This is a genomic window from Enterobacter sp. SGAir0187, assembly GCF_002952735.2.
In the GTDB taxonomy this organism is placed as follows: Bacteria; Pseudomonadota; Gammaproteobacteria; order Enterobacterales; family Enterobacteriaceae; genus Enterobacter; species Enterobacter quasiroggenkampii.
In genome coordinates, this window is the sequence record NZ_CP025034.2 from 2,243,163 (window position 1) to 2,264,980 (window position 21,818).

At 55.3% G+C, this 21,818-nt stretch carries 19 protein-coding genes; 9 read left to right on the forward strand and 10 right to left on the reverse strand.

Annotated features, from left to right (window positions below; genetic code table 11):
• Positions 1-204: 204 nt before the first annotated feature.
• The 3 genes from fdhF to CWR52_RS10760 all read left to right on the forward strand — a co-directional run bounded on the left by fdhF (position 205) and on the right by CWR52_RS10760 (position 3,623).
• A complete protein-coding gene (fdhF, locus tag CWR52_RS10750; RefSeq protein WP_104949637.1) occupies positions 205-2,352 on the forward strand; it encodes a formate dehydrogenase subunit alpha in 2,148 nt (715 codons plus the stop codon).
• A gap of 322 nt (positions 2,353-2,674) precedes the next feature.
• The gene (locus CWR52_RS10755; RefSeq protein WP_045909184.1) at positions 2,675-2,827 is read left to right on the forward strand and encodes a Hok/Gef family protein; all 153 of its coding nucleotides are present in this window, start codon (positions 2,675-2,677) and stop codon (positions 2,825-2,827) included.
• Positions 2,828-2,948: 121 nt separating this feature from the next.
• The gene (locus tag CWR52_RS10760; protein WP_104949638.1) at positions 2,949-3,623 is read left to right on the forward strand and encodes a tetratricopeptide repeat protein; all 675 of its coding nucleotides are present in this window, start codon (positions 2,949-2,951) and stop codon (positions 3,621-3,623) included.
• A gap of 80 nt (positions 3,624-3,703) precedes the next feature.
• On the opposite strand, the gene gltP is transcribed toward CWR52_RS10760, so the two are convergent.
• Positions 3,704-5,017, reverse strand: a complete 1,314-nt coding sequence (gltP, locus tag CWR52_RS10770; RefSeq protein WP_069719694.1) for a glutamate/aspartate:proton symporter GltP — start codon at positions 5,015-5,017, stop codon at positions 3,704-3,706.
• A 423-nt stretch (positions 5,018-5,440) separates the two neighbouring features.
• Between gltP and acs the strand changes: the two genes are divergently transcribed.
• The 3 genes from acs to actP all read left to right on the forward strand — a co-directional run bounded on the left by acs (position 5,441) and on the right by actP (position 9,488).
• Entirely contained in the window at positions 5,441-7,399 is a 1,959-nt protein-coding gene (acs, locus tag CWR52_RS10775) for an acetate--CoA ligase (RefSeq protein ID WP_104949639.1), read from the forward strand.
• Positions 7,400-7,527: 128 nt separating this feature from the next.
• Positions 7,528-7,842 (forward strand): DUF485 domain-containing protein, encoded by a 315-nt coding sequence (locus CWR52_RS10780; RefSeq protein ID WP_104949640.1) that lies wholly within the window; start codon positions 7,528-7,530, stop codon positions 7,840-7,842.
• Positions 7,839-9,488, forward strand: a complete 1,650-nt coding sequence (actP, locus tag CWR52_RS10785) for a cation/acetate symporter ActP (RefSeq protein ID WP_021242771.1) — start codon at positions 7,839-7,841, stop codon at positions 9,486-9,488. Before CWR52_RS10780 ends, actP begins: the two co-directional genes overlap by 4 nt.
• A gap of 32 nt (positions 9,489-9,520) precedes the next feature.
• Here actP and CWR52_RS10790 read toward each other — a convergent pair whose 3' ends face one another.
• On the reverse strand, positions 9,521-10,210 hold the full coding sequence (locus CWR52_RS10790; protein ID WP_045909180.1) for an LrgB family protein: 690 nt from the start codon (positions 10,208-10,210) through the stop codon (positions 9,521-9,523).
• A complete protein-coding gene (locus tag CWR52_RS10795; protein WP_021242769.1) occupies positions 10,203-10,613 on the reverse strand; it encodes a CidA/LrgA family protein in 411 nt (136 codons plus the stop codon). Before CWR52_RS10795 ends, CWR52_RS10790 begins: the two co-directional genes overlap by 8 nt.
• A 102-nt stretch (positions 10,614-10,715) precedes the next feature.
• Between CWR52_RS10795 and CWR52_RS10800 the strand changes: the two genes are divergently transcribed.
• Entirely contained in the window at positions 10,716-11,603 is an 888-nt protein-coding gene (locus tag CWR52_RS10800; protein WP_024906729.1) for a LysR family transcriptional regulator, read from the forward strand.
• Between the two features lie 80 nt (positions 11,604-11,683).
• Here CWR52_RS10800 and CWR52_RS10805 read toward each other — a convergent pair whose 3' ends face one another.
• The 4 genes from CWR52_RS10805 to soxR form a co-directional block, all read right to left on the reverse strand.
• Positions 11,684-13,330 carry a Na+/H+ antiporter gene (locus CWR52_RS10805; RefSeq protein ID WP_008503391.1) on the reverse strand — a complete coding sequence of 549 codons (1,647 nt, stop codon included), beginning with the start codon at positions 13,328-13,330 and terminating at the stop codon, positions 11,684-11,686.
• 150 nt (positions 13,331-13,480) lie between these two features.
• The gene (gene ghxP, locus CWR52_RS10810) at positions 13,481-14,830 is read right to left on the reverse strand and encodes a guanine/hypoxanthine transporter GhxP (protein WP_008503390.1); all 1,350 of its coding nucleotides are present in this window, start codon (positions 14,828-14,830) and stop codon (positions 13,481-13,483) included.
• A gap of 294 nt (positions 14,831-15,124) precedes the next feature.
• Positions 15,125-15,796, reverse strand: coding sequence for a glutathione S-transferase family protein (locus CWR52_RS10815; protein ID WP_104949641.1), 672 nt, complete (start codon positions 15,794-15,796; stop codon positions 15,125-15,127).
• Positions 15,797-16,146: 350 nt separating this feature from the next.
• A complete protein-coding gene (gene soxR, locus CWR52_RS10820; RefSeq protein WP_008503388.1) occupies positions 16,147-16,605 on the reverse strand; it encodes a redox-sensitive transcriptional activator SoxR in 459 nt (152 codons plus the stop codon).
• Between the two features lie 98 nt (positions 16,606-16,703).
• On the opposite strand from soxR, the gene soxS reads away from it, so the two are divergent.
• A complete protein-coding gene (soxS, locus tag CWR52_RS10825) occupies positions 16,704-17,030 on the forward strand; it encodes a superoxide response transcriptional regulator SoxS (RefSeq protein WP_008503387.1) in 327 nt (108 codons plus the stop codon).
• Between the two features lie 6 nt (positions 17,031-17,036).
• On the opposite strand, the gene CWR52_RS10830 is transcribed toward soxS, so the two are convergent.
• Positions 17,037-18,602: an EAL domain-containing protein gene (locus CWR52_RS10830; RefSeq protein WP_104949642.1), complete on the reverse strand. Its 1,566-nt coding sequence runs from the start codon at positions 18,600-18,602 to the stop codon at positions 17,037-17,039.
• 339 nt (positions 18,603-18,941) lie between these two features.
• A complete protein-coding gene (locus tag CWR52_RS10835) occupies positions 18,942-20,345 on the reverse strand; it encodes a sensor domain-containing diguanylate cyclase (RefSeq protein WP_104949643.1) in 1,404 nt (467 codons plus the stop codon).
• A gap of 491 nt (positions 20,346-20,836) precedes the next feature.
• Between CWR52_RS10835 and CWR52_RS10840 the strand changes: the two genes are divergently transcribed.
• Positions 20,837-21,118 carry a YjcB family protein gene (locus CWR52_RS10840; protein ID WP_045261050.1) on the forward strand — a complete coding sequence of 94 codons (282 nt, stop codon included), beginning with the start codon at positions 20,837-20,839 and terminating at the stop codon, positions 21,116-21,118.
• Between the two features lie 61 nt (positions 21,119-21,179).
• Here CWR52_RS10840 and ssb1 read toward each other — a convergent pair whose 3' ends face one another.
• Positions 21,180-21,704 (reverse strand): single-stranded DNA-binding protein SSB1, encoded by a 525-nt coding sequence (gene ssb1, locus CWR52_RS10845; protein WP_008503384.1) that lies wholly within the window; start codon positions 21,702-21,704, stop codon positions 21,180-21,182.
• Positions 21,705-21,818 lie beyond the last annotated feature (114 nt).

A 21,818-nucleotide genomic window follows, 5' to 3' on the forward strand; every position in this document is an offset into this window, starting at 1 on the left:
TCCAGTCAAAAGGTTTTTTCAGTGACGGAAATTCAACCCATGTCACATCCGCTGCCTTGTCGACACGTCAATTTTGACGATTGGCTGCTTTTTGTCAGGGTTTTCACCCCGAATGGGCCGTAAAGTCAGGGTATACCCATACGAAAAACATGGCATAGAAGCTGCATAGTGGGTGCGAATGATTCGATTAACTGGAGCAGACTGATGAAAAAAGTCGTCACGGTTTGCCCTTATTGTGCCTCAGGTTGCAAGATCCACCTGGTGGTCGATAACGGCAAAATCGTCCGGGCAGAGGCCGCACAGGGGAAAACCAACCAGGGCACGCTATGCCTGAAAGGTTACTACGGCTGGGATTTTATTAACGATACCCAAATCCTTACCCCGCGCCTGAAAACCCCTATGATCCGCCGCGAGCGCGGCGGCAAGCTGGAAGCCGTCTCCTGGAACGAGGCGCTGGATTACGTCGCCACACGCCTGAGCGCCATCAAGGCCAAGTATGGCCCGGATGCCATCCAGACCACCGGCTCTTCCCGCGGGACGGGAAATGAAACTAACTATGTGATGCAAAAATTCGCGCGCGCCGTTATTGGTACCAATAACGTCGACTGCTGCGCTCGCGTCTGACACGGCCCATCGGTTGCAGGTCTGCACCAGTCGGTCGGTAACGGCGCAATGAGTAATGCCATCAACGAGATAGATAATACCGATCTCGTCTTCATCTTTGGTTATAACCCGGCGGATTCTCACCCTATCGTCGCGAACCACGTTATTCGCGCTAAACAGAATGGGGCGAAAATCATCGTCTGCGATCCGCGCAAAATTGAAACCGCGCGCATTGCGGATATGCACATTGCATTGAAAAACGGCTCGAACATCGCGCTGTTGAATGCAATGGGACACGTCATCATTGAGGAGAACCTGTACGACCAGGCGTTTGTCGCGACCCGTACGGAAGGCTTTGAAGAGTATAAGAAAATAGTCGAAGGCTATACGCCTGAATCCGTCGAAGCGATAACCGGCGTCAGCGCGCAGGAGATTCGTCAGGCGGCCAGAATGTATGCCGGGGCAAAAACCGCCGCCATTCTCTGGGGCATGGGCGTGACCCAGTTCTACCAGGGCGTGGAAACCGTGCGCTCGCTCACCAGCCTCGCGATGCTGACCGGTAATCTGGGTAAAGCCCACGTTGGCGTGAACCCGGTGCGCGGTCAGAATAACGTGCAGGGCGCCTGCGATATGGGCGCGCTGCCGGATACTTATCCTGGCTACCAGTACGTGAAGTTCCCGGAAAACCGCGCCAAATTCGCGAAGGCCTGGGGCGTGGAAAGCCTGCCGGAACACACCGGGTACCGCATCAGCGAGCTGCCGCACCGCGCGGCGCACGGCGAAGTGCGGGCGGCCTACATCATGGGTGAAGACCCGCTTCAGACCGACGCCGAGCTCTCTGCAGTGCGTAAAGGGTTTGAGGATCTGGAGCTGGTGATTGTCCAGGATATCTTTATGACCAAAACCGCGGCGGCGGCGGATGTCATTTTACCGTCGACCTCCTGGGGTGAGCATGAAGGCGTCTACACGGCGGCCGACCGCGGCTTCCAGCGCTTCTTCAAGGCGGTCGAGCCGAAGTGGGACCTGAAAACCGACTGGCAGATCATCAGCGAAATCGCCACCCGCATGGGCTACCCGATGCACTACAACAACACCCAGGAGATCTGGGACGAGTTGCGCAGCCTGTGTCCGGACTTCTACGGCGCCACCTATGAAAAAATGGGTGAGCTGGGGTACATCCAGTGGCCGTGCCGGGATGAGTCAGAGACCGACCAGGGAACGTCGTACCTCTTTAAAGAGAAGTTCGACACCCCGAATGGGCTGGCGCAGTTCTTCACCTGCGACTGGGTCGCGCCCATTGATAAACTCACCGATGAGTATCCGATGGTGCTCTCCACCGTACGTGAAGTGGGCCACTACTCCTGTCGTTCGATGACCGGAAACTGCGCCGCGCTGGCGGCGCTGGCGGACGAGCCCGGCTATGCGCAAATCAACACCGCCGATGCGGAACGCCTTGGTATTGAGGACGAGGCGCTGGTGTGGGTGAATTCGCGCAAAGGGCGGATCATCACCCGTGCGCAGGTTAGCGATCGTCCAAACAAAGGGGCGGTCTATATGACCTATCAGTGGTGGATTGGTGCCTGCAACGAGCTGGTAACGGAGAACTTAAGCCCGATAACCAAAACGCCGGAGTATAAATACTGCGCCGTCAACGTTGAGCCGATTGCGGATCAGCACGCGGCGGAACAGTACGTGATCGACGAATATAACAAGCTGAAAGCCCGACTGCGCGAAAGTGCAATGGGTTGAAGCCGTTAATTCATCGATGAATAAAGGGAGTGGATTATTCACTCCCTTTTTATTTTCGATTAATTCATAAGAAATAGAAATTATTATTCTGGAAAGCGGCTCGCAGAAATAATGTAATTTTCGCGAAAAGGAATTACATCTTTGCATTTTAATTCAGAGAGATAAGATATGCGACGGGTGCTTAAGACTTTCTGTCTTGAGCATTGTTGAGGGACAGAAAGTAGAAAGCCCCGGGATATTTTCATTAACCCGAGGCTACTCCCTCAACTCCCAACAGGTTGAGAGTAGCCTCTTATTCTTTTTTTGACAAGGAGTAAAAGGCATGACGCCATTAAAAACTGCGTTAGGCATTGTTTTTATTGTTTGCCTGACGATAGTGATCTTTACCTTTATTACTCGCGGTAAGCTCTGCGAGTTTTCAATAAAGAGTGAACATCAGGAGGTGGCGGCTAAATTAGCCTGCAACCCAGGCTAACCTCTATGGGCGGAACAACGGTTCCGCCCGGCTTGTAGGATGCTGAGGTCTTAATGCACCCATTTTTTTCTTTTGCGCCCGCGATTATACTGCGCGGCGTGTGCCCAGATGATAAGAATCCATGAAAGCCATTTTTCTGTTGTTAGTGTTTTTAACGTCCTTCGCCCGCGCGGATGAGATAGGCAGCCAGTATCGGAAACAGGCGGAAGCCGGTGATGCGCGTGCCCAGTATTATCTTGCCGATACGTACTTCAGCTCCGGCGACAGCAAGCAGGCCGCGCTGTGGGCCGAGAAAGCCGCGAAAGGCGGCGATGTCGACGCCATGGGGTTGCTCTCGCAAATCCTTTTTACACAGGGCGATTACGCACAGGCCAAAGCCCTGGCCCAACAGGCAAACATTGCTGGCAGCAAACGCGGCGCGATCATGCTGGCGCGCATTCTGGTGAATACTCAGGCTGGGAAAACGGACTATCCGCAGGCTATTAGGCTGCTACAAACGGCAACCGAAGATATCGACAGCGACTCTGCGGTCGATGCGCAACTGCTGCTGGGACTCATTTATGCCAACGGCGTCGAGGTGGCGCAGGATGACGTGCAGGCTGCCTCGTGGTTCAAGCGGAGTTCAGCCCTTTCGCGTACGGGCTATGCCGAGTACTGGGCAGGGATGTTGTTCAGGCAGGGTGAGAAAGGCTTTATCACGCCAAATAATCAGAAAGCACTATACTGGTTGAACCTGAGCTGCACTGAAGGGTTTGATACGGGGTGTGAAGAGTTTGATGCGTTGAGCGGAGAATAAAGTGCCGGGTGGCGGCTTCGCCTTACCCGGCCTACAAGACCCGTAGGCCCGGTATGCGCAGCGCCACCGGGCTTAGGATGTTACTGGTCAGCCGTTTTATCAAAACGACCCAGCACCTCGCGTTCATACGCCAGCGCTTTTTTACGATCGAATTTGTGCTCCCACTTGGCGATAACCAGCACCGCCAGGGCATTACCCACCACGTTCAGCGCCGTACGCGCCATGTCGAGGATACGGTCCACACCGGCGATAAATGCCAGACCTTCCAGCGGAATACCGACGCTGCCAAGCGTTGCCAGCAGCACCACGAACGAAACGCCCGGAACGCCTGCAATACCTTTGGACGTCACCATCAGCGTCAGAACCAGTACGATCTCCTGCCACAGCGACAGGTCAATGCCGTACAGCTGGGCAATAAAGATAGCGGCGATGCTCTGGTACAGCGTCGAACCATCCAGGTTAAAGGAGTAACCGGTCGGCACCACGAAGCTGGTGATCGACGCTGGCGCGCCGTAGGCTTCCATCTTCTCAATAATACGCGGCAGCACGCTCTCAGAGCTTGCCGTGGAGTAGGCCAGAATCAGCTCATCTTTCAGGATACGGATCAGGATCCAGATGCTCAGCCCGCACAGACGCGCCACGATGCCCAGCACCACCAGCGCAAAGAACAGGATCGCGAAGTGCACCAGAATCACCAGCTTCGCCAGCGGCCAGAGAGAGGCAAAACCGAAGTTCGCCACGGTGACGGCGATAAGCGCAAACACCCCTACCGGCGCGTAGCGCATCACCATGTGGGTCACTTTAAACATGGTTTCGGAGATAGAGCGGAACACGGTGACCAGCGGCTCACGGTGCGTTGCCGGCAGAGAAGAGAGCCCCAGACCAAACAGCACCGAGAAGAAGATAATCGGCAACATCTCGCCCTTCGCCATCGAGGCCACGATGTTGGTCGGTACCAGAGAAAGGATAGTGCCCATCAGGCCGTGCGCATGGCTCTGCACGTCAGCGGTTGTACTTTGGTATTTCGAAATATCCACCGTAGCCAGCTGCGACATATCAATCCCGGAACCCGGCTGGAACACGTTCGCCAGGGTGATACCCAGAATGATCGCAACCGTAGTGATCACTTCGAAATAGATAATGGTTTTCGCACCAATACGACCTAACTGCTTCGCATCGCCGACGCCCGCAATACCGACCACCAGCGTCGAGATCACAATCGGTACCACAATCATCTTGATCAGATGAATAAAGATATCCCCTGCCGGTGAAAGCAGGTTCGCAATCAGCCAGTCGCGGCTGTCGCTGTGATAATGCAGGTAGCTGCCCAGCAAGATGCCCAGCACAAGGGCGATTAAGATCTGCCAGGCAAGGCTGACTTTAACGTTTTTCATAGAAACTGACTTCCTCAATGAAGCGCCTTATTCACTCAGACTGCATGAATAGGGGGACATACTGAAAGGGTATGAATTGTGTTGCGTTGGTTTATGGGATTTTTTAACGCGGCGTATGAGTATCATTTGCGCGACCTGTTGCGCAAGCCTTAAAGAACGACGCGTTTCACTCACAAAAGCGACGATGACGGGAGTTTGTTCTAATTCTGATAAATAACCTTTTGTTATAAAAACGCTTTTTTAAACATAAATGTGAATAATCGTCAGCATAAATTATTTTCCTTCAAAGTTTCATTCGCTCATTTTTCATACTCTTCAAACAATGCGTGATCTGTCGCCCAAATACTAAACAAAGCTTGTAAAGCCCCTACTATTAACGTTTTTGCGACATATTATTAACATCTTACAAGGAGAAAAAAAGCCATGAGCCAAATCCACAAACATGACATTCCCGCAAATATTGCGGACCGTTGCCTGATCACCCCGGAGCAGTACCACGAGAAATATCAGCAATCTATCACCGCCCCGGACATCTTCTGGGGCGAGCAGGGCCATATCCTTGACTGGATCAAACCTTATCAGAAGGTGAAGAACACCTCCTTTGCGCCCGGCAATGTCTCCATTAAATGGTATGAAGATGGCACCCTGAACCTGGCGGCGAACTGCCTTGATCGTCATCTTGCCGCGCGCGGAAACGAGACGGCGATTATCTGGGAAGGCGATGATGCCTCGCAGAGCAAACACATTACTTATAAAGAACTGCACCGCGACGTGTGCCGCTTTGCCAACGTCCTGCTGGATAAAGGCATTAAAAAAGGCGACGTGGTCGCAATCTATATGCCGATGGTGCCGGAAGCGGCGGTGGCCATGCTGGCCTGCGCGCGTATCGGTGCCATTCACTCGGTTATCTTTGGCGGGTTCTCGCCAGAGGCGGTTGCGGGTCGTATTGTCGATTCAAGCTCAAAACTGGTGATCACCGCCGATGAAGGCGTGCGCGCCGGGCGCGGTATCCCACTCAAGAAAAACGTCGACGAAGCGCTGAAAAACCCGAACGTCAAAACGGTCAGCAACGTCATCGTCCTTAAGCGTACCGGCGGCAAAATCGACTGGCACGAGGGGCGCGACCTGTGGTGGAGCGATCTGATTGAAAAAGCGAGCGACCAGCATAAGCCGGAAGAGATGAACGCAGAAGATCCGCTGTTCATTCTTTACACCTCTGGCTCAACCGGCAAACCGAAAGGCGTGCTGCACACCACTGGCGGCTATCTGGTCTACGCGGCCACCACCTTCAAATACGTCTTCGACTACCACCCGGGCGACATTTACTGGTGTACCGCCGACGTGGGCTGGGTCACCGGGCACAGCTATCTGCTGTATGGCCCGCTGGCCTGTGGCGCAACAACACTGATGTTTGAAGGCGTGCCCAACTGGCCGACCCCGGCGCGGATGTGCCAGGTGGTCGACAAGCATCAGGTCAATATTCTCTACACCGCGCCAACGGCGATCCGCGCATTAATGGCGGAAGGCGATAAAGCCATCGAAGGCACCGACCGCTCTTCATTGCGCATCCTTGGTTCCGTGGGCGAGCCGATTAACCCGGAAGCCTGGGAGTGGTACTGGAAGAAAATCGGCAACGAGAAATGCCCGGTTATGGATACCTGGTGGCAGACCGAAACCGGCGGTTTCATGATCACCCCGATGCCAGGCGCCACGCAGCTGAAAGCGGGCTCGGCAACCCGTCCGTTCTTCGGCGTGCAGCCTGCGCTGGTGGATAACGAAGGCAACCCGCTGGAAGGCGCCACCGAAGGCAACCTGGTGATCACGGACTCGTGGCCGGGTCAGGCGCGTACCCTGTTCGGCGATCACGATCGCTTCGAGCAGACCTACTTCTCGACCTTTAAAAACATGTACTTCAGCGGCGACGGCGCGCGCCGTGATGAAGACGGTTATTACTGGATCACCGGACGCGTGGACGACGTGCTGAACGTCTCCGGCCACCGTCTGGGCACCGCAGAGATTGAATCGGCGCTGGTGTCGCATCCGAAGATTGCCGAAGCGGCCGTTGTCGGTATTCCGCACAACATTAAAGGCCAGGCGATTTACGCCTATGTCACGCTGAACCACGGTGAAGAGCCGTCGCCAGAGCTGTACACCGAAGTGCGCAACTGGGTGCGTAAAGAGATTGGCCCGCTGGCCACGCCGGACGTGCTGCACTGGACCGACTCGCTGCCGAAAACCCGCTCCGGCAAAATCATGCGCCGTATCTTGCGCAAAATCGCGGCAGGGGACACCAGCAACCTCGGCGATACCTCAACGCTCGCGGATCCTGGCGTGGTGGAAAAACTGCTCGAAGAGAAGCAGGCCATCGCAATGCCATCGTAATCTTTTCTCCCTCTACCCGTGGGAGAGGGCCGGGGTGAGGGCATCAGACCGCACCTTCCTCCCCTCACCCTCTCCCCATAGGGGAGAGGGGATAAAAACAAACCAACCTTACCTTTGGAGACTCTGTGATGAATGACCATATTTGTCAGCAGATAGAGAATAGTGCGCACTACAGCGAGCTCGTCGAAAAACGGCAACGGTTTGCCTTCACCCTTTCCATCATCATGCTGATTATCTACGTCGGCTTTATTCTGCTGATCGCCTTTGCGCCGCACTGGCTGGGTACCCCGCTGCACGAGGGCACCAGCGTGACGCGCGGTATTCCCATTGGCATTGGCGTAATTGTGATTTCATTTGTGCTGACCGGCGTTTACGTCTGGCGCGCGAACGGTGAATTCGATCGCCTTAATAAAGCGGTACTGCAAGAGGTAAAAGCATCATGAAGAGAATTCTGACGGCGCTCGCCGCCACGCTTCCCTTTGCCGCCCACGCGGCGGATGCGATTACCGGCGAGGTACAGCGCCAGCCAACCAACTGGCAGGCGATTGTGATGTTCCTGATTTTCGTGGTGCTGACGCTGTATATCACTTACTGGGCGTCGAAACGCGTGCGCTCCCGTAACGACTACTACACCGCGGGCGGCAACATTACCGGCTTCCAGAACGGCCTGGCGATTGCGGGTGACTTTATGTCCGCCGCCTCGTTCCTCGGGATCTCCGCGCTGGTCTACACCTCCGGCTATGACGGCCTGATTTACTCCCTCGGCTTCCTCGTCGGCTGGCCGATCATTCTGTTCCTGATTGCCGAGCGCCTGCGCAACCTGGGCCGCTATACCTTCGCCGACGTGGCCTCGTATCGCCTGAAGCAGGGGCCGATTCGCACCCTCTCCGCCTGCGGTTCGCTGGTGGTGGTGGCGCTTTATCTGATCGCACAGATGGTGGGCGCGGGTAAATTGATCGAGCTGCTGTTCGGCCTGAACTACCACATCGCGGTGGTGCTGGTGGGCGTGCTGATGGTGATGTACGTCCTGTTCGGTGGCATGCTGGCGACCACCTGGGTGCAAATCATCAAAGCGGTATTGCTGCTGTTCGGCGCCAGCTTTATGGCCTTTATGGTAATGAAGCACGTTGGGTTCAGCTTCAATAACCTGTTTACCGAAGCCATGGCGGTCCACCCGAAAGGAGAAGCCATTATGAGCCCGGGCGGGCTGGTGAAAGACCCGATTTCTGCCCTGTCGCTCGGTCTGGGCCTGATGTTTGGTACCGCAGGCCTACCTCACATTCTGATGCGCTTCTTCACCGTGAGCGATGCGCGTGAAGCGCGCAAGAGCGTCTTCTACGCAACCGGCTTCATGGGCTACTTCTATATCCTGACCTTTATCATCGGCTTTGGCGCGATCATGCTGGTGGGGGCGAACCCGGCGTTTAAAGACGCAGCGGGCGCGCTGATTGGCGGTAACAACATGGCGGCGGTGCACCTGGCGGACGCGGTGGGCGGTAACCTGTTCCTCGGCTTTATCTCTGCCGTGGCTTTCGCCACCATTCTTGCGGTGGTTGCGGGCTTAACGCTTGCCGGGGCGTCGGCGGTCTCGCATGACCTCTACGCCAACGTCTTCCGCAAAGGCGCGAGCGAGCGCGATGAGCTGAAGGTCTCCAAAATCACCGTGCTGGTGCTGGGCGTTGTGGCGATCCTGCTGGGCATTCTGTTCGAGAAGCAAAACATCGCCTTTATGGTGGGGCTGGCCTTCTCCATCGCGGCAAGCTGTAACTTCCCGATCATCCTGCTCTCCATGTACTGGTCGAAACTGACCACCCGTGGCGCGATGATTGGCGGCTGGCTGGGGCTGCTGACGGCGGTGATCCTGATGATTCTGGGCCCGACAATCTGGGTGCAGATCCTCGGTCACGCCAGCGCCATCTTCCCGTATGAATACCCGGCGCTGTTCTCCATTGCCGTGGCGTTTATCGGTATCTGGGTCTTCTCGGCCACCGACAATTCGCCGGAGGGTAACCTGGAGCGCGAGAAATTCCGCGCCCAGTTTATTCGTTCACAAACCGGTCTTGGCGTTGAGCAGGGCCGCGCGCACTAAACCTTTCTCCCCGGCCATTCTGGCCGGGGAGCTTAAAACATCACCCACGCCACCAGCGGTGCAACCAGCACCATCACCACGCCCGACAGCATCATCACCAGGCTCGCGACAACGCCCTCCTGCTGGCCCAGCTCATAGGAACGTGCCGTGCCCGCGCCGTGCGACGCCGCGCCAAATCCCGCGCCTTTGGCCATTCCTTCCCGAATAGAAAGCCGCAGAAAGAGCATATCGCCCACCGCCATCCCAAAGACACCCGTCACCACTACAAACAGCGCCACCAGGTCCGGCTGTCCGCCGAGGGGTTTAGCCGCCGCCAGCGCAAACGGCGTGGTCACCGAGCGCACGGCCAGGCTGCGTTGAATTTCATCAGGCAGCGTAAACAGTCTCGCCAGCCAGACGGAGCTACAGACCGCGACCACCGTGGCGGTGATCACGCCTGCGCTGAGCGACATCCAGTGGCGCCTGATAATCGCCAGGTTGTCATAAACGGGCACGGCAAAGGCGATGGTCGCCGGGCCGAGCAGCCAGAGCAACCAGTGGGATTCACCAATGTAGTTCTGCCAGGAGATGTGGCCGAAGACCAGCATTAGCACCAGCAGGATCGGCGTGAAGACCAGCGGCATCAGCGGCAGCGCATGAAACCGGCGATACAGCCGCTTGTTGGCGAAGTAGATCCCGAGCGTCGCGATCAGGCACAGGACGCTGATCTGAAAGTTAGTCATGTTTGTGCCTGCTGATTTCAAACCGGTAGACTTTATCCACCACCCAGGCGGTGGCTCCCAGCACCATCAGCGTACTTAGCGCGATCACCGCGAAGATGCGCCAGCCATCCACCATCAGCAGTTGCGCATAGTTCACCACCGCCACCACGGCAGGGACAAAGAACAGCAGCATCTCCGCCAGCAGCCAGCGCGCCCCGGCGCGCACCCAGTTAAGGGGGATCACGCGACAGAGGATGAGCGTCAGCATCAGCAGCATCCCCACCAGGTTGGCAGGCAGCGGCAGGTGGAGCCAGCCGACAAGATATTCCGCGAAAACAAACAGTCCCGCGTAGAGCAGTACCTGAACCGGGACCTGGAGTCGTTGAACAACGGCAGGCGTAACACGGCTTAACGCCACGGCCATGGGGGTTTTCCTCAAAAATGAGACGAGGCGCCAGTATAGTGAGCGCACGGTGTGGACTGAAATGAATTAAAATCATCAAAGGTATAGTTTCGAGGAATAATCATGGACATAAGAACGCTGCGCTATTTTGTCGAAGTGGTTCGCCAGCAAAGTTTTACCCGCGCAGCGGAGAAGTTGTTTGTTACCCAGCCCACCATCAGCAAAATGCTGAAAAACCTCGAAGATGAACTGAACTGTACCCTGCTGATCCGCGACGGGCGCAAGCTGCTGCTGACCGACACCGGACGCGTGGTGTTCGAACGCGGGCTGGCGATTCTGGCGGAGTTCCGCCAGCTGGAAGCGGAGCTGGACGATATTAATCATCTGACCAAAGGGGTGCTTCGCCTCGGCATTCCACCGATGGTCGGCATGATGATGGCCGGGCCGATTAGCCTGTTTCGCCAGCGTTATCCCGGCGTAGAGCTGAAGATTTCGGAGTTTGGTGGGTTAACCGTCCAGCAGGCGGTCACTAACGGCGAGCTCGACGTGGCCATGACCGCCCTCCCCGTTGAGGAAGAGAGCGGCCTGGCGACGCTTCCGCTCTTTAGCCACCCGCTGTGCGTGCTGGTGCCCCGCTCCGGCGACTGGCTGAAGAGGGAGTCGGTGAAGCCTGAACTGCTCGGCGAGCACCCTCTGCTGATCTACAACGAAGACTTCGCCCTCAGCCGCCAGCTGATGACGCTGTTTAACCAGCATAACGTCAAGCCGCGTATTGCGGTGCGCAGCGGACAGTGGGATTTCCTGGCCGCGATGGTGCAGGCGGGCGTGGGGATTGCCATTCTGCCGCAGCCGATTTGCGAGCGTCTGGATAAAAACACGCTGCGCTGGATCCCGCTGGAGAGCGATCTGCACTGGCAGTTAGGGATGATCTGGCGTGAAGGGGTTTATTTGTCGCAGAGCGCGCAGGCGTGGCTGCAGTGTTGTGAGGGGTTTTGGGTACGGTCTGAATAGTGCCCGGTGGCGATGCGCTTACCGGCCTACGTTCGAACCGTAGGCCGGGTAAGGCGAAGCCGCCACCCGGCAAAACAGCGCTACTGATTCTCTATCAACAGCGCTTCCAGCAGGTCCAGATCGTGCAGCAGCTTTTGCAGCGTCTCGTTGCTGATCTGGCGCGTGGCGCGCAGGTGGTACAGTTCGGCACGCTCTGAGCGCAGCGCTGCCAGACGGAACCGGCGTTCCAGGTTCTCCTCCTGCAGCGAGCTTTCCACATCGTTACGCCCGTCCGCGCGGCGACGCAGGTTACCAATCACGCGGGAACTCACTTCCGTCAGCAGCTGATTATCGATGTTCTCTTCCGCATCCGCAGCCAGGCGCTCTTCCATTTTCTGGATGGCGACAATCGCCACTTCAGCGGTGGCCGCACGCGCAATACGCTCTTCCTTGTGCTGCTGGGTCGAATCGCCAACATCAATATGCTGGAGCAAAATCGGCAGCATAATCACGCCGACAAACAGGGAGAACAGAATCACCCCCGCCGCCAGGAACACCAGCTCGTAACGCGCCGGGAAGACATCGCCCGTCGGCAGTAGCAGCGGAATGGAGAGGACACCGGCAAGGGTGATCGCCCCGCGTACGCCCGCAAAAGAGGCAATCAGCAGTTCACGCGTTGTCCACGAGCCGAACTCCATCGGCTTTTTCTTCAGGAAGCGGACGCTGAAGTTTTTCATCGTCCACAGCCAGCCGAAACGCACCAGCATCAGCGCCAGGTAGATCAGCACGATGTCGGTAAACAGCATCCAGACTTCAACGTTCGGATCGGCTTCGGCCGCCACCAGCGAGGATTCCATAATGCCCGGCAGCTGCAGGCCCAACAGCAGGAACACCATGCCGTTAAATACAAACTCCAGCATGGCCCAGGTGCTGTTGGCACGCAGACGCATGGCCAGCGGCGCGCGGCGCATCACGCCGGAGCGGGTAATGGTCATCCCTGCCGCCACTGCCGCCAGAATGCCCGACACGCCGATATGTTCGGCAATCAGATAAGAGGCGAACGGCAACAGGAACAGCAGTACGATCTGCGTAGCGGGTTCATCGCCGCCCCAGCGGCTGAGGAAGCGCAGCGAGCGGCCGTACAGCCAGCTCACCACGAAGCCCGCGAGAATACCGCCGATGGCTACCTTGAAGAACTCCAGCGTCGCGCCGCCGACGGTAAAGACCATCGTGCCCATCGCAACGGCCACGGCAAACTTCAGGGCAACCAGGCCGGAGGCGTCGTTCATCAGCGCCTCCCCCTGTAAAATCCCCATAATTTTCTTCGGAATACGGCCTTCGCCCACAATGCCGGACAGTGCCACGGCATCGGTTGGCGACAGTACGGCGGCCAGCGCAAAAGCCGGTATTAACGGAATGCCCGGTACCGTCCAGTAGATCAGAAAACCAATCCCGACGACGGTGACCACCACCAGCGCCAGCGCCAGGCCGAAGATCTCTCGCCCATGCTCAAGGAATTCGCGCGTGGGCGTTTTCCAGCCATCCGCAAACAACAGTGGCGGAATGAACAGCACGAGGAACAGTTCTGGGTCAAATTCCACGTGCAGGCCAAACGTCGGCCACGCCAGCAGCGCGCCGATGGCAATTTGCATTAATGGCAGGGGGACCTGAAAGGGCAGTACGCGTGTAACCACCCCGGATAGCGAGACCACAAGGGTCATGATGAGTATTGTGAAGAAGATTTCCATGCGTTCCCTGTTTGCTGTGTTACTTATGTACTCCGGAAGGCGTCGTGCCTTTTATTCTATCTTCCCCAGAGTAACGCAAAAGGCAACAGGATGAGTCCTGAAAATAAAAACGGGTGGCCTGAGCCACCCGTTTTCGCATCAAAGGCCAATTTAGATTGCCCAGCCGCCCGCGTAAAACGCCACCAGCGCAACGGCAATCACAACGGTGCCAACGTTCAGTTTGCGCCATTCCCCGGAGACCAGACGACCAATCACCAGCGACGCGAAGCCGATCATAATGCCGGTCACGATGTTACAGGTCAGCACGATAAAGACCGCGGTAATCAGGCCAGACATCGCGTCCACGAAATCCGCAAAGTCGATTTTCGCCACGTTGCTCAGCATCAGCAGGCCAACGTACATCAGCGCTGGCGCGGTCGCGTACGCCGGAACCAGATAGGAGAGCGGGGAGAGGAACAGGATCAGCATGAACAGCACGCCCACGGTGATCGCCGTCAGGCCGGTTTTACCGCCCGCCGCCGTACCCGCTGCGGACTCGATGTACACCGCCGCAGGCGCTGCACCCACCAGGCCTGAGAAGACGCTGCTCAGGGAGTCCGTCGTCAGCGCTTTACCGCCGTCAATGATCTGACCGTCTTTATCCAGCAGGTTCGCCTGACCGGCTACCGCACGAATGGTACCGGTCGCGTCAAACACGGCGGTCATTACCAGCGCCAGCACGCTTGGCAGGATGACCGGGTTCAGCGCGCCAACGATATCCAGGCTGCCAATCAGGGAGTTGCCTTTGTCATCGCTCAGCGACGGCATGGCGAAAATGCCGGAGAAATGGACGTTCGGATCGAAAATCAGGCCGACAATGGAAACGCCGATAATGGTCAGCAGGATGCCGCCCGGGACTTTCAGTTTTTCCAGACCGATAATCACCGCCAGTCCGATCAGCGACATGATCACCGGGAAGCTGGCGAAATGGCCGAGCGCCACCGGCAGACCGTCCAGCGGGTTCTTGATGACCAGACCGACGCCGTTGGCGGCGATCAGCAGCAGGAACAGGCCGATGCCGATGCCGGTACCGTGCGCCACGCCCTGCGGCAGGTTGCGCAAGATCCAGCTACGGATGCCGGTCGCTGAAATAACGGTAAACAGCACACCCATCAGGAACACGGCGCCCAGCGCAACCGGTACGCTGATGTGCTGGCCCAGCACCAGGCTGAACGCGGTAAACGCGGTCAGGGAGATGGCGCAACCAATCGCCAGCGGCAGGTTCGCCCACAGGCCCATCACGATAGAGCCCACGCCGGCCACAAGGCAGGTCGCTACAAAGACAGCTGCTGGCGGGAAGCCCGCTTTGCCCAGCATGCCCGGCACAACGATGACGGAATACACCATCGCCAGAAACGTTGTCAAACCGGCAACGATTTCCTGGCGCACGGTGCTGCCGCGGGCCGAAATTTTAAACATGGCGTCAAGTGAACCGCCAGTACGCGCAGATGGCGTAGACATAGAAAACATCCCCTGAGAGTTTTTTAGGAAGTCCGTAAGCGAGGTGGAGACGCCACTGCCAGCTAAACGTCAAATCCTTGTGTTGCGTTTGCGACGAAAGGGCGTCACAGAAAAAGCAAACGTTTAGCTCCACGCTTACAAACGGGTGGTCAAATTAAGGCAAACGATTATCTAGCCTAATCCCCGCCCTTTTCAACTGAACTTTATCGTTTTTCGCTAAAATTCACTTATGACGCTGAAGAAATAAACAGAGGATGCGCAAACGTTATCGTTTATGCGCAATTTGTTTACATTTCAATCCTCCCCCGGGATGGATAACGGTCCCCCTTGTGCCAGGGTTCGTTGCCAGCCAGGGCTGTTTTCAACCTTCGTTTTCCATGCCTGACTATGCGGCAGGTTGTTAATACCCCCGCGCGCCAGCAGGGCAAAGATCGGGAAGCTCATCTGGATGTCGGCCATGCTGAGCGAATCCCCGGCAAACCAGCTGTTTTTAGCAAGGTGCGACTCAATAAAGCGTGCATGGGTTTCCAGCTGGCGGTTGAGGTACGCTTTCTGCACCCCCTGCCCCAGCGCTTTCCCCAGGGTTCGGATACCAAACGGCACGGGCGGCTTGCCGAGGCTGTTGAAGACCAGCTTCATTAACAGCAGCGGCATCAGCGATCCTTCCGCGTAGTGCAGCCAGAAGCGGTACTGCACCTTATGCGCCGGATCTAAAGGCTTAAGCCGCGACTCGGCATCGTATGTTTCCTGCAGATACTCCAGAATGGCGCCTGACTCTGCGAGGATCAATCCGTTATCTTCGATGACCGGTGATTTACCCAACGGATGCACTTTTTTGAGCGCCTCAGGTGCCAGCATGTTCTTTTCGCGCTGATAGTGAACGATCTCATAAGGCAGACCGAGTTCTTCCAGCGCCCAGATTACGCGGTGCGAGCGCGACTGGTTAAGGTGGTGTACCGTGAGCATGGCTTTCTCCTGTTATTCATACTTTTTAACTATAGAAAATTGAACAACACCGCGAAAAAAATTCGGCTAAAAACCGGTCAGCGTCGCTGGCGAAAAAACGGGCCTTGCATAGAATTAAAGTGTCAGCACAATCCGGAACCTCCCCAACCAGCTCGACACGAGGGGTGCTGATGTCGGGGGAAACCCTCCCGTGAACCAGCGGGATAGAGAGAAAGACAAAGACCGGGAAAAACTAAAGCGCCCTTTGTGGCGCTTTAGTTCTTTATTGTGCGGGGTTTTGCCGACCTACGTTCTCGGTTTTGTAGGCCGGGTAAGGCGCAGCCGCCACCCGGCAAACTGGCCGCACAATCTCAATCCTCTTCCAGCAACCGCGCTCCCGTCCCCTGCTCGCCCAGCTTGTCGCCGGGGTTACGCAGCGGGCAGTCGCTGCGCGACAGGCAGCCGCAGCCAATGCAGCCATCCAGTTCATCACGCAGCGCGACCAGCGTATGGATACGCCTGTCCAGCTCTTCACGCCACTGGGACGACAGCTCTTTCCACTCTTTGGGGCTCAGCGTGTGCCCTTCCGGCAGCACGCCAAATGCCTCGCCAATGGTAGCCAGTGGAATTCCGATTCGTTGCGCAATTTTGATAATCGCCACGTAGCGGAGCACGTCGCGAGTATAGCGGCGCTGGTTGCCGCCGTTACGGATGCTTTTAATTAACCCTTTGCTTTCATAGAAGTGGAGCGCCGATACCGCCACGCCGCTTCGCTTTGCCACTTCGCCGGGGGTTAACAGCGCTTTAATACGCGGCAATCTCTTTTCCATAAAACCTCTTTACCTCAAGTTAACTTGAGGAATTATACTCCCCCGCAGAGAAAACGACGAATTAACCGAGATAGTTGTATCTACAGAGGGGCAACCTTATGTCGCATCAGCAGATTATTCAGACGCTTATTGAATGGATTGATGACCATATCGACCAACCGTTGAACATTGATGTGGTCGCGAAAAAGTCGGGCTATTCGAAATGGTATTTACAGAGAATGTTCCGTACGGTCATGCATCAGACGCTGGGTGAGTACATTCGTCAGCGCAGACTGCTGCTGGCGGCGCAGGCGCTACGCTCAACGCAGCGGCCGATTTTTGATATCGCGATGGATCTTGGCTATGTGTCGCAACAAACCTTTTCCCGTGTGTTTCGCCGCGAGTTTGACCGCACGCCGAGCGACTATCGTCATCAGTTGAATTAATCACGCTCAGTGCAAAGGTTGCTGCTGCCAGGTCATAAATTCCTGGGGCGGCATCGCTTTCGCGAAGTGCCATCCCTGACAAAACTGGACGCCGCGCTTCAACAGCCAGCTCACCTGCTCTGCCGTCTCAACCCCTTCCGCAATGGTTTTCAGCCGCAGGCTTTGCGCCATCTCGATAATATGCTCGGCGATCAGGTGGCTGGTGCTGTTGGTCGTTAAGGTATCGATAAACGATTTATCGATTTTCAGGATATCGACGTTCAGCGAGTAGAGATTGTGCAGGTTCGAGTAGCCGGTACCGAAATCATCGATCGCCACTTCATACCCCGCCTGACGGAAAGCCTGAATCACCGGCGTGGTTTTAGGCACATCGATAAAACCGCGTTCCGTCACTTCAATTTTGATTTGCTGCGCGCGGACGGCGTAGTGGCGAGCCTTCTCAGAAATCATGGCGATCAGCCGTGAGGAGTGGAAATCCGTGGCCGACAGGTTAATCGAAATATAGAGATGCGGATGCTCGGCCAGGAAATGGCCCAAATCGCTGAACACTTCCTCAACGACGTAATCCGTAATCCGCTCGCTCATCCCCTCATTTTCAGCCAGCGGAATAAACTCAGCCGGGCTCATCACCTGCCCGTTAAAACCCGGCCAGCGTAATAACGCCTCCGCGCCGACACACCGGTTGTTCTTAATATCAATAATCGGTTGATAGTGCACGCAAAGCTGGCGTTTGTTCAGCGCCCGGTGCAGTAGACGCCCCGGTGAATTGAGCTCACGATGGGTGCGGGACCAGACCAGCAAAATAATAATGCTGCAAATCATTCCCAGCGGCAGCGTTAATGTCGCCTGATGGTAAAGTGTTTCATAAAAGCGTTTATTCGATGTCGACACGATAGCCGCAATCGGTCTTTTAGGGGATGTGACGATCGTATAAAAGCGGTTATCTTTTTGAAATACCGATTCCTTATCCCGAATCAGCGAACTTAATAACGAAATGTTGGCTTTCTGACTGACGGAAAAGAAAGCATTGGTTACCGTGTCGTAAACCCCCCACGAGAGAGAATGATCCGCGGACATGACTTCGCTGTATGAAAGTGGATTAACGACCACTACATAATTCCCGCGCTGCATATATGTCATTTTATAGCCAGTATAAAATGGGGTGTCGCGATAATAATAGATAGCGACGTCAGGTTTTCGCGTGTAATTAGCGACGGGAATGGCGTAGGGTTGATCCGGTGTAAAAACGGTCGAACAAAGAAAATTCTGACCTTCAGCGTAAATTAAATCGGCAACAAACAGACGACCACGAACAACGTTCAACATATATTGACGGTGTCCCGGGGTACAGAGCTCGCCCCGATATTTTTCTGCCTCGTCCCGGGCCAGATCAACCTGCTGTATAACCAGCTCAGTTTTGTCCAGAGCCAGTTCAGCAAATGTCCGTAGCTGGGCGCTTGTTTCAGACACGGCTCTTAGCTGGGCAAACCATAGCGCAAGCATCACCGGCAGCATAACTACCATGATGATCCCTACCACCCTGAGCATCTTGCGCTGCGCGCTACGATTCATTTCCCGCCCTATATCCCTGCATGTTGTACGCCTGTAGTAATGAAGGCCGGATGCTGTGTTAAACAGGTGATTACGTTGCATGAATCATGCGAAGTTAGCAACTGACTTTTCGTATTAAAAATCTTAAATTTCGTTATGACGATAATATTTTCCCGTAAGTGAAACTGTAAGTATTCGTTCCGTTTCAATTAAGGAAAATAATTATCCAGCCCGTAAGGGCGGTGGGAAGATAACACAACAGACGATTGTTGATTAAGCCAAACTTCTGGCAGCATGAAAAAAGCACACCGTCATCATGACGTTTTATGCTATTTGATCGGGTATATTGTGTTCACTGATTTATAAATAATCAGCCGCCACCACCGTTTTTCCTCGCCCCAAATGCTTAGCCTCATATAACGCTTTATCAGCACGCCTTAGCAAGGCTGAAGTATCCCGCTGTCCCCCGCGGACTTCCACGACCCCTGCGCTAAACGACAGCGACAGCGTTCTCTCGCCCACTATCAGCGGTTGAGTTTGCAAAACGGTGCGCAACCTGGCGGACAGTTGCGCAGCGCCATTGCCGTCAGTTTGCGCCAGCAGGAGCAAAAATTCCTCCCCTCCCACGCGCCCTAATGCGGAGCCTGAAGGGGCCAACTCACGGATAGCATTGCAGAAGTGAAGAAGCGCCGCATCGCCCACCGGGTGTCCCCACTCGTCGTTGATCTGTTTGAAAAAATCCAGGTCAAACATCAGAACGCAAAAATGGCTGTTCGCCTCCTGCCTGGCACTGGCGGCCAGCGCAAGTTCCAGCTGCTGCAAAATCGCCGAACGGTTAAAGCAGCCGGTGAGATCGTCAGTGGTGGCTTTAACTTCGAGCTGCTGTTCGGCTTTTTTCCGCTCGGTGATATCCAGCCCAATATTGAGGATAGAGTTGTCCGGCAACAGAATGTTTGACCACAGCACCGTCAGCGGGGTGCCGTCTTTGCGTAGCGGATGCCACTCATACATATCCTTCAGCGGCGAGGCATTGACCGACTCTCTTACCCGTCGCCGCTCTTCAGGGTCAGGATAAAACAGCGAAAGCGGATCGGCATGTTCCGCGATCTCCATCATCGTCCAGCCGAATACTTTTTCACATTCGGCATTCCACAGCACGCAGCGGTTAAATTTGTCGAAAGAGTTCATTAAAACCGGGGCGCGTTCAAAGAGCGTCTTATATTGCGTCACGACGCGCTGCATTTCCTGCGCCGTTTTTTCTCGGGCAATAATTTCCGCAAAATAGTCTTTTAATTTTTCGACCAGCACCACGACGATATTTTTCAGAATCGGCAAAGAAGAAAGCCTTTCATCGAACGCTAAAAAGAAATAGCCGCTGCAGTGCCAGTTTTGGGTTGAAAGCTTGCACAACACACCGCTTTGCAGTTGTGCATAGCCCGGGTGCTGAGGAGGAAATAACGTGCGGCCAATATTCTCTTTCCAGTAGACCACCCGCCACGATCGATGATGCCGCTGGAGCAGCGTGTTCGCCAGGAAATCGGCCACGTCGAGGGGATGGCAGGTCATCTCCCCGGCGGACACCACGCGCTTCAGCCCGTCATCACCGTTAACGCTGACCCAGGCAAGGCTTGCGCCCAGCGCGCGACTGATGATCGCCAGCATGTCGGCCAGAGAACATTGAGCATGAAGCTGGGGCATTAGCTTAGCCAGCGCATGCAACGCCTGCATGCTGTCATTAACAATCTCACGTCGGTTTTCTTTCATTTTTTTCGCTGATTATCAGGCGATAAACCGGACGCAACTTTCTTCAGATTCGAAAAATCGACAAACCAACGCGCAGGCTGAATCTCAGCGTAGCGAATTAAAAACAACGTTGTGTGTAATTAAAAACGTACAAAGAAATAAAAATATAATGAAATTCAAAAACCTGAAAGGTTAGCTGCGAGTAAAATTAATTGTCCACTCAAGCATAAGCCATAGGGTTATTGCTGTAAACATTGTACAGAGTGCGTCCTTTTGCATCAGTTTTGCTATCTTAATGAATTCATTATAAAGAGTGCGGGAACCGGGGAACTTAGCCAGCAAAGATATATTTTCACTCAGGCACCCACTGATTCTCGGCAACTATGATTCACTCGTTTTTCATCATCCCTGGACTGGCGAATAAAACAGCAAACGTGATATAGTTCACACAACTTATGTAACGAAAACACTCTGTTTCATTCAGTTCGTCTGTTTTATAGAGGATGGGTTTTATGGCAACCATTACTACCAGCATGGTACTCCTTCGCTGGCCTTTGTTGAGTGCGGTACTGATGTTTTTGGCCAGCACGCTGAACATTCAGTTTCGTAAATCTGACTACGCGGGTCTCGCTGTCATCAGCACACTGTTGGGGCTGGGGGCTGCCTGCTGGTTTGCAACGGGTTTGCTTGGCATTACCCTGCTGGATATGGCCGCCGTCTGGGAAAATATCAAAGTGGTGATGGTTGAGGCGATGAGCCACACGCCACCCGACTGGCCGATGGTGATTACCTGATCCCTTATGGAATAAAAAAACCCAGACGATGTCTGGGTTTTTTGTTTTAAGTACGCGGAAATCAGAACGGAATGTCGTCGTCGAAATCCATTGGCGGTTCGTTAGACGGCGCCGGAGCAGACTGCTGCTGCGGACGAGACTGCGCGCCGCCGCTGAACTGGTTGCCGCCCTGTGGCTGCTGAGGCTGACCCCAACCGCCCTGCTGCTGGCCGCCACCTGCTGGTGCGCCACCGCCCTGACGGCCACCCAGCATCTGCATGGTACCGCCCACGTTAACCACGACTTCAGTGGTGTACTTCTCAGCACCGGACTGATCGGTCCATTTGCGGGTGCGCAGCTGGCCTTCGATATAGACCTGAGAACCTTTACGCAGGTACTCACCGGCCACTTCGGCCAGTTTGCCAAACAGCACAACGCGGTGCCATTCGGTCTGCTCTTTCATCTCACCGGTCGCTTTATCACGCCAGGATTCGGAAGTAGCCAGCGTAATGTTGGCAACTGCGCCACCACTCGGCATGTAGCGTACTTCCGGGTCCTGGCCCAGATTACCGACGAGAATCACCTTGTTTACGCCTCTGCTGGCCATGTTCGTGTCTCCTGAATACGTTTCTTAATAGTGTAAACGCGCGAGTGTACCATTTCCATGCTGCACTTTGATAGTTGCGTAGCACGTTCCAGAGTTCTCCCGCAACTCCACATT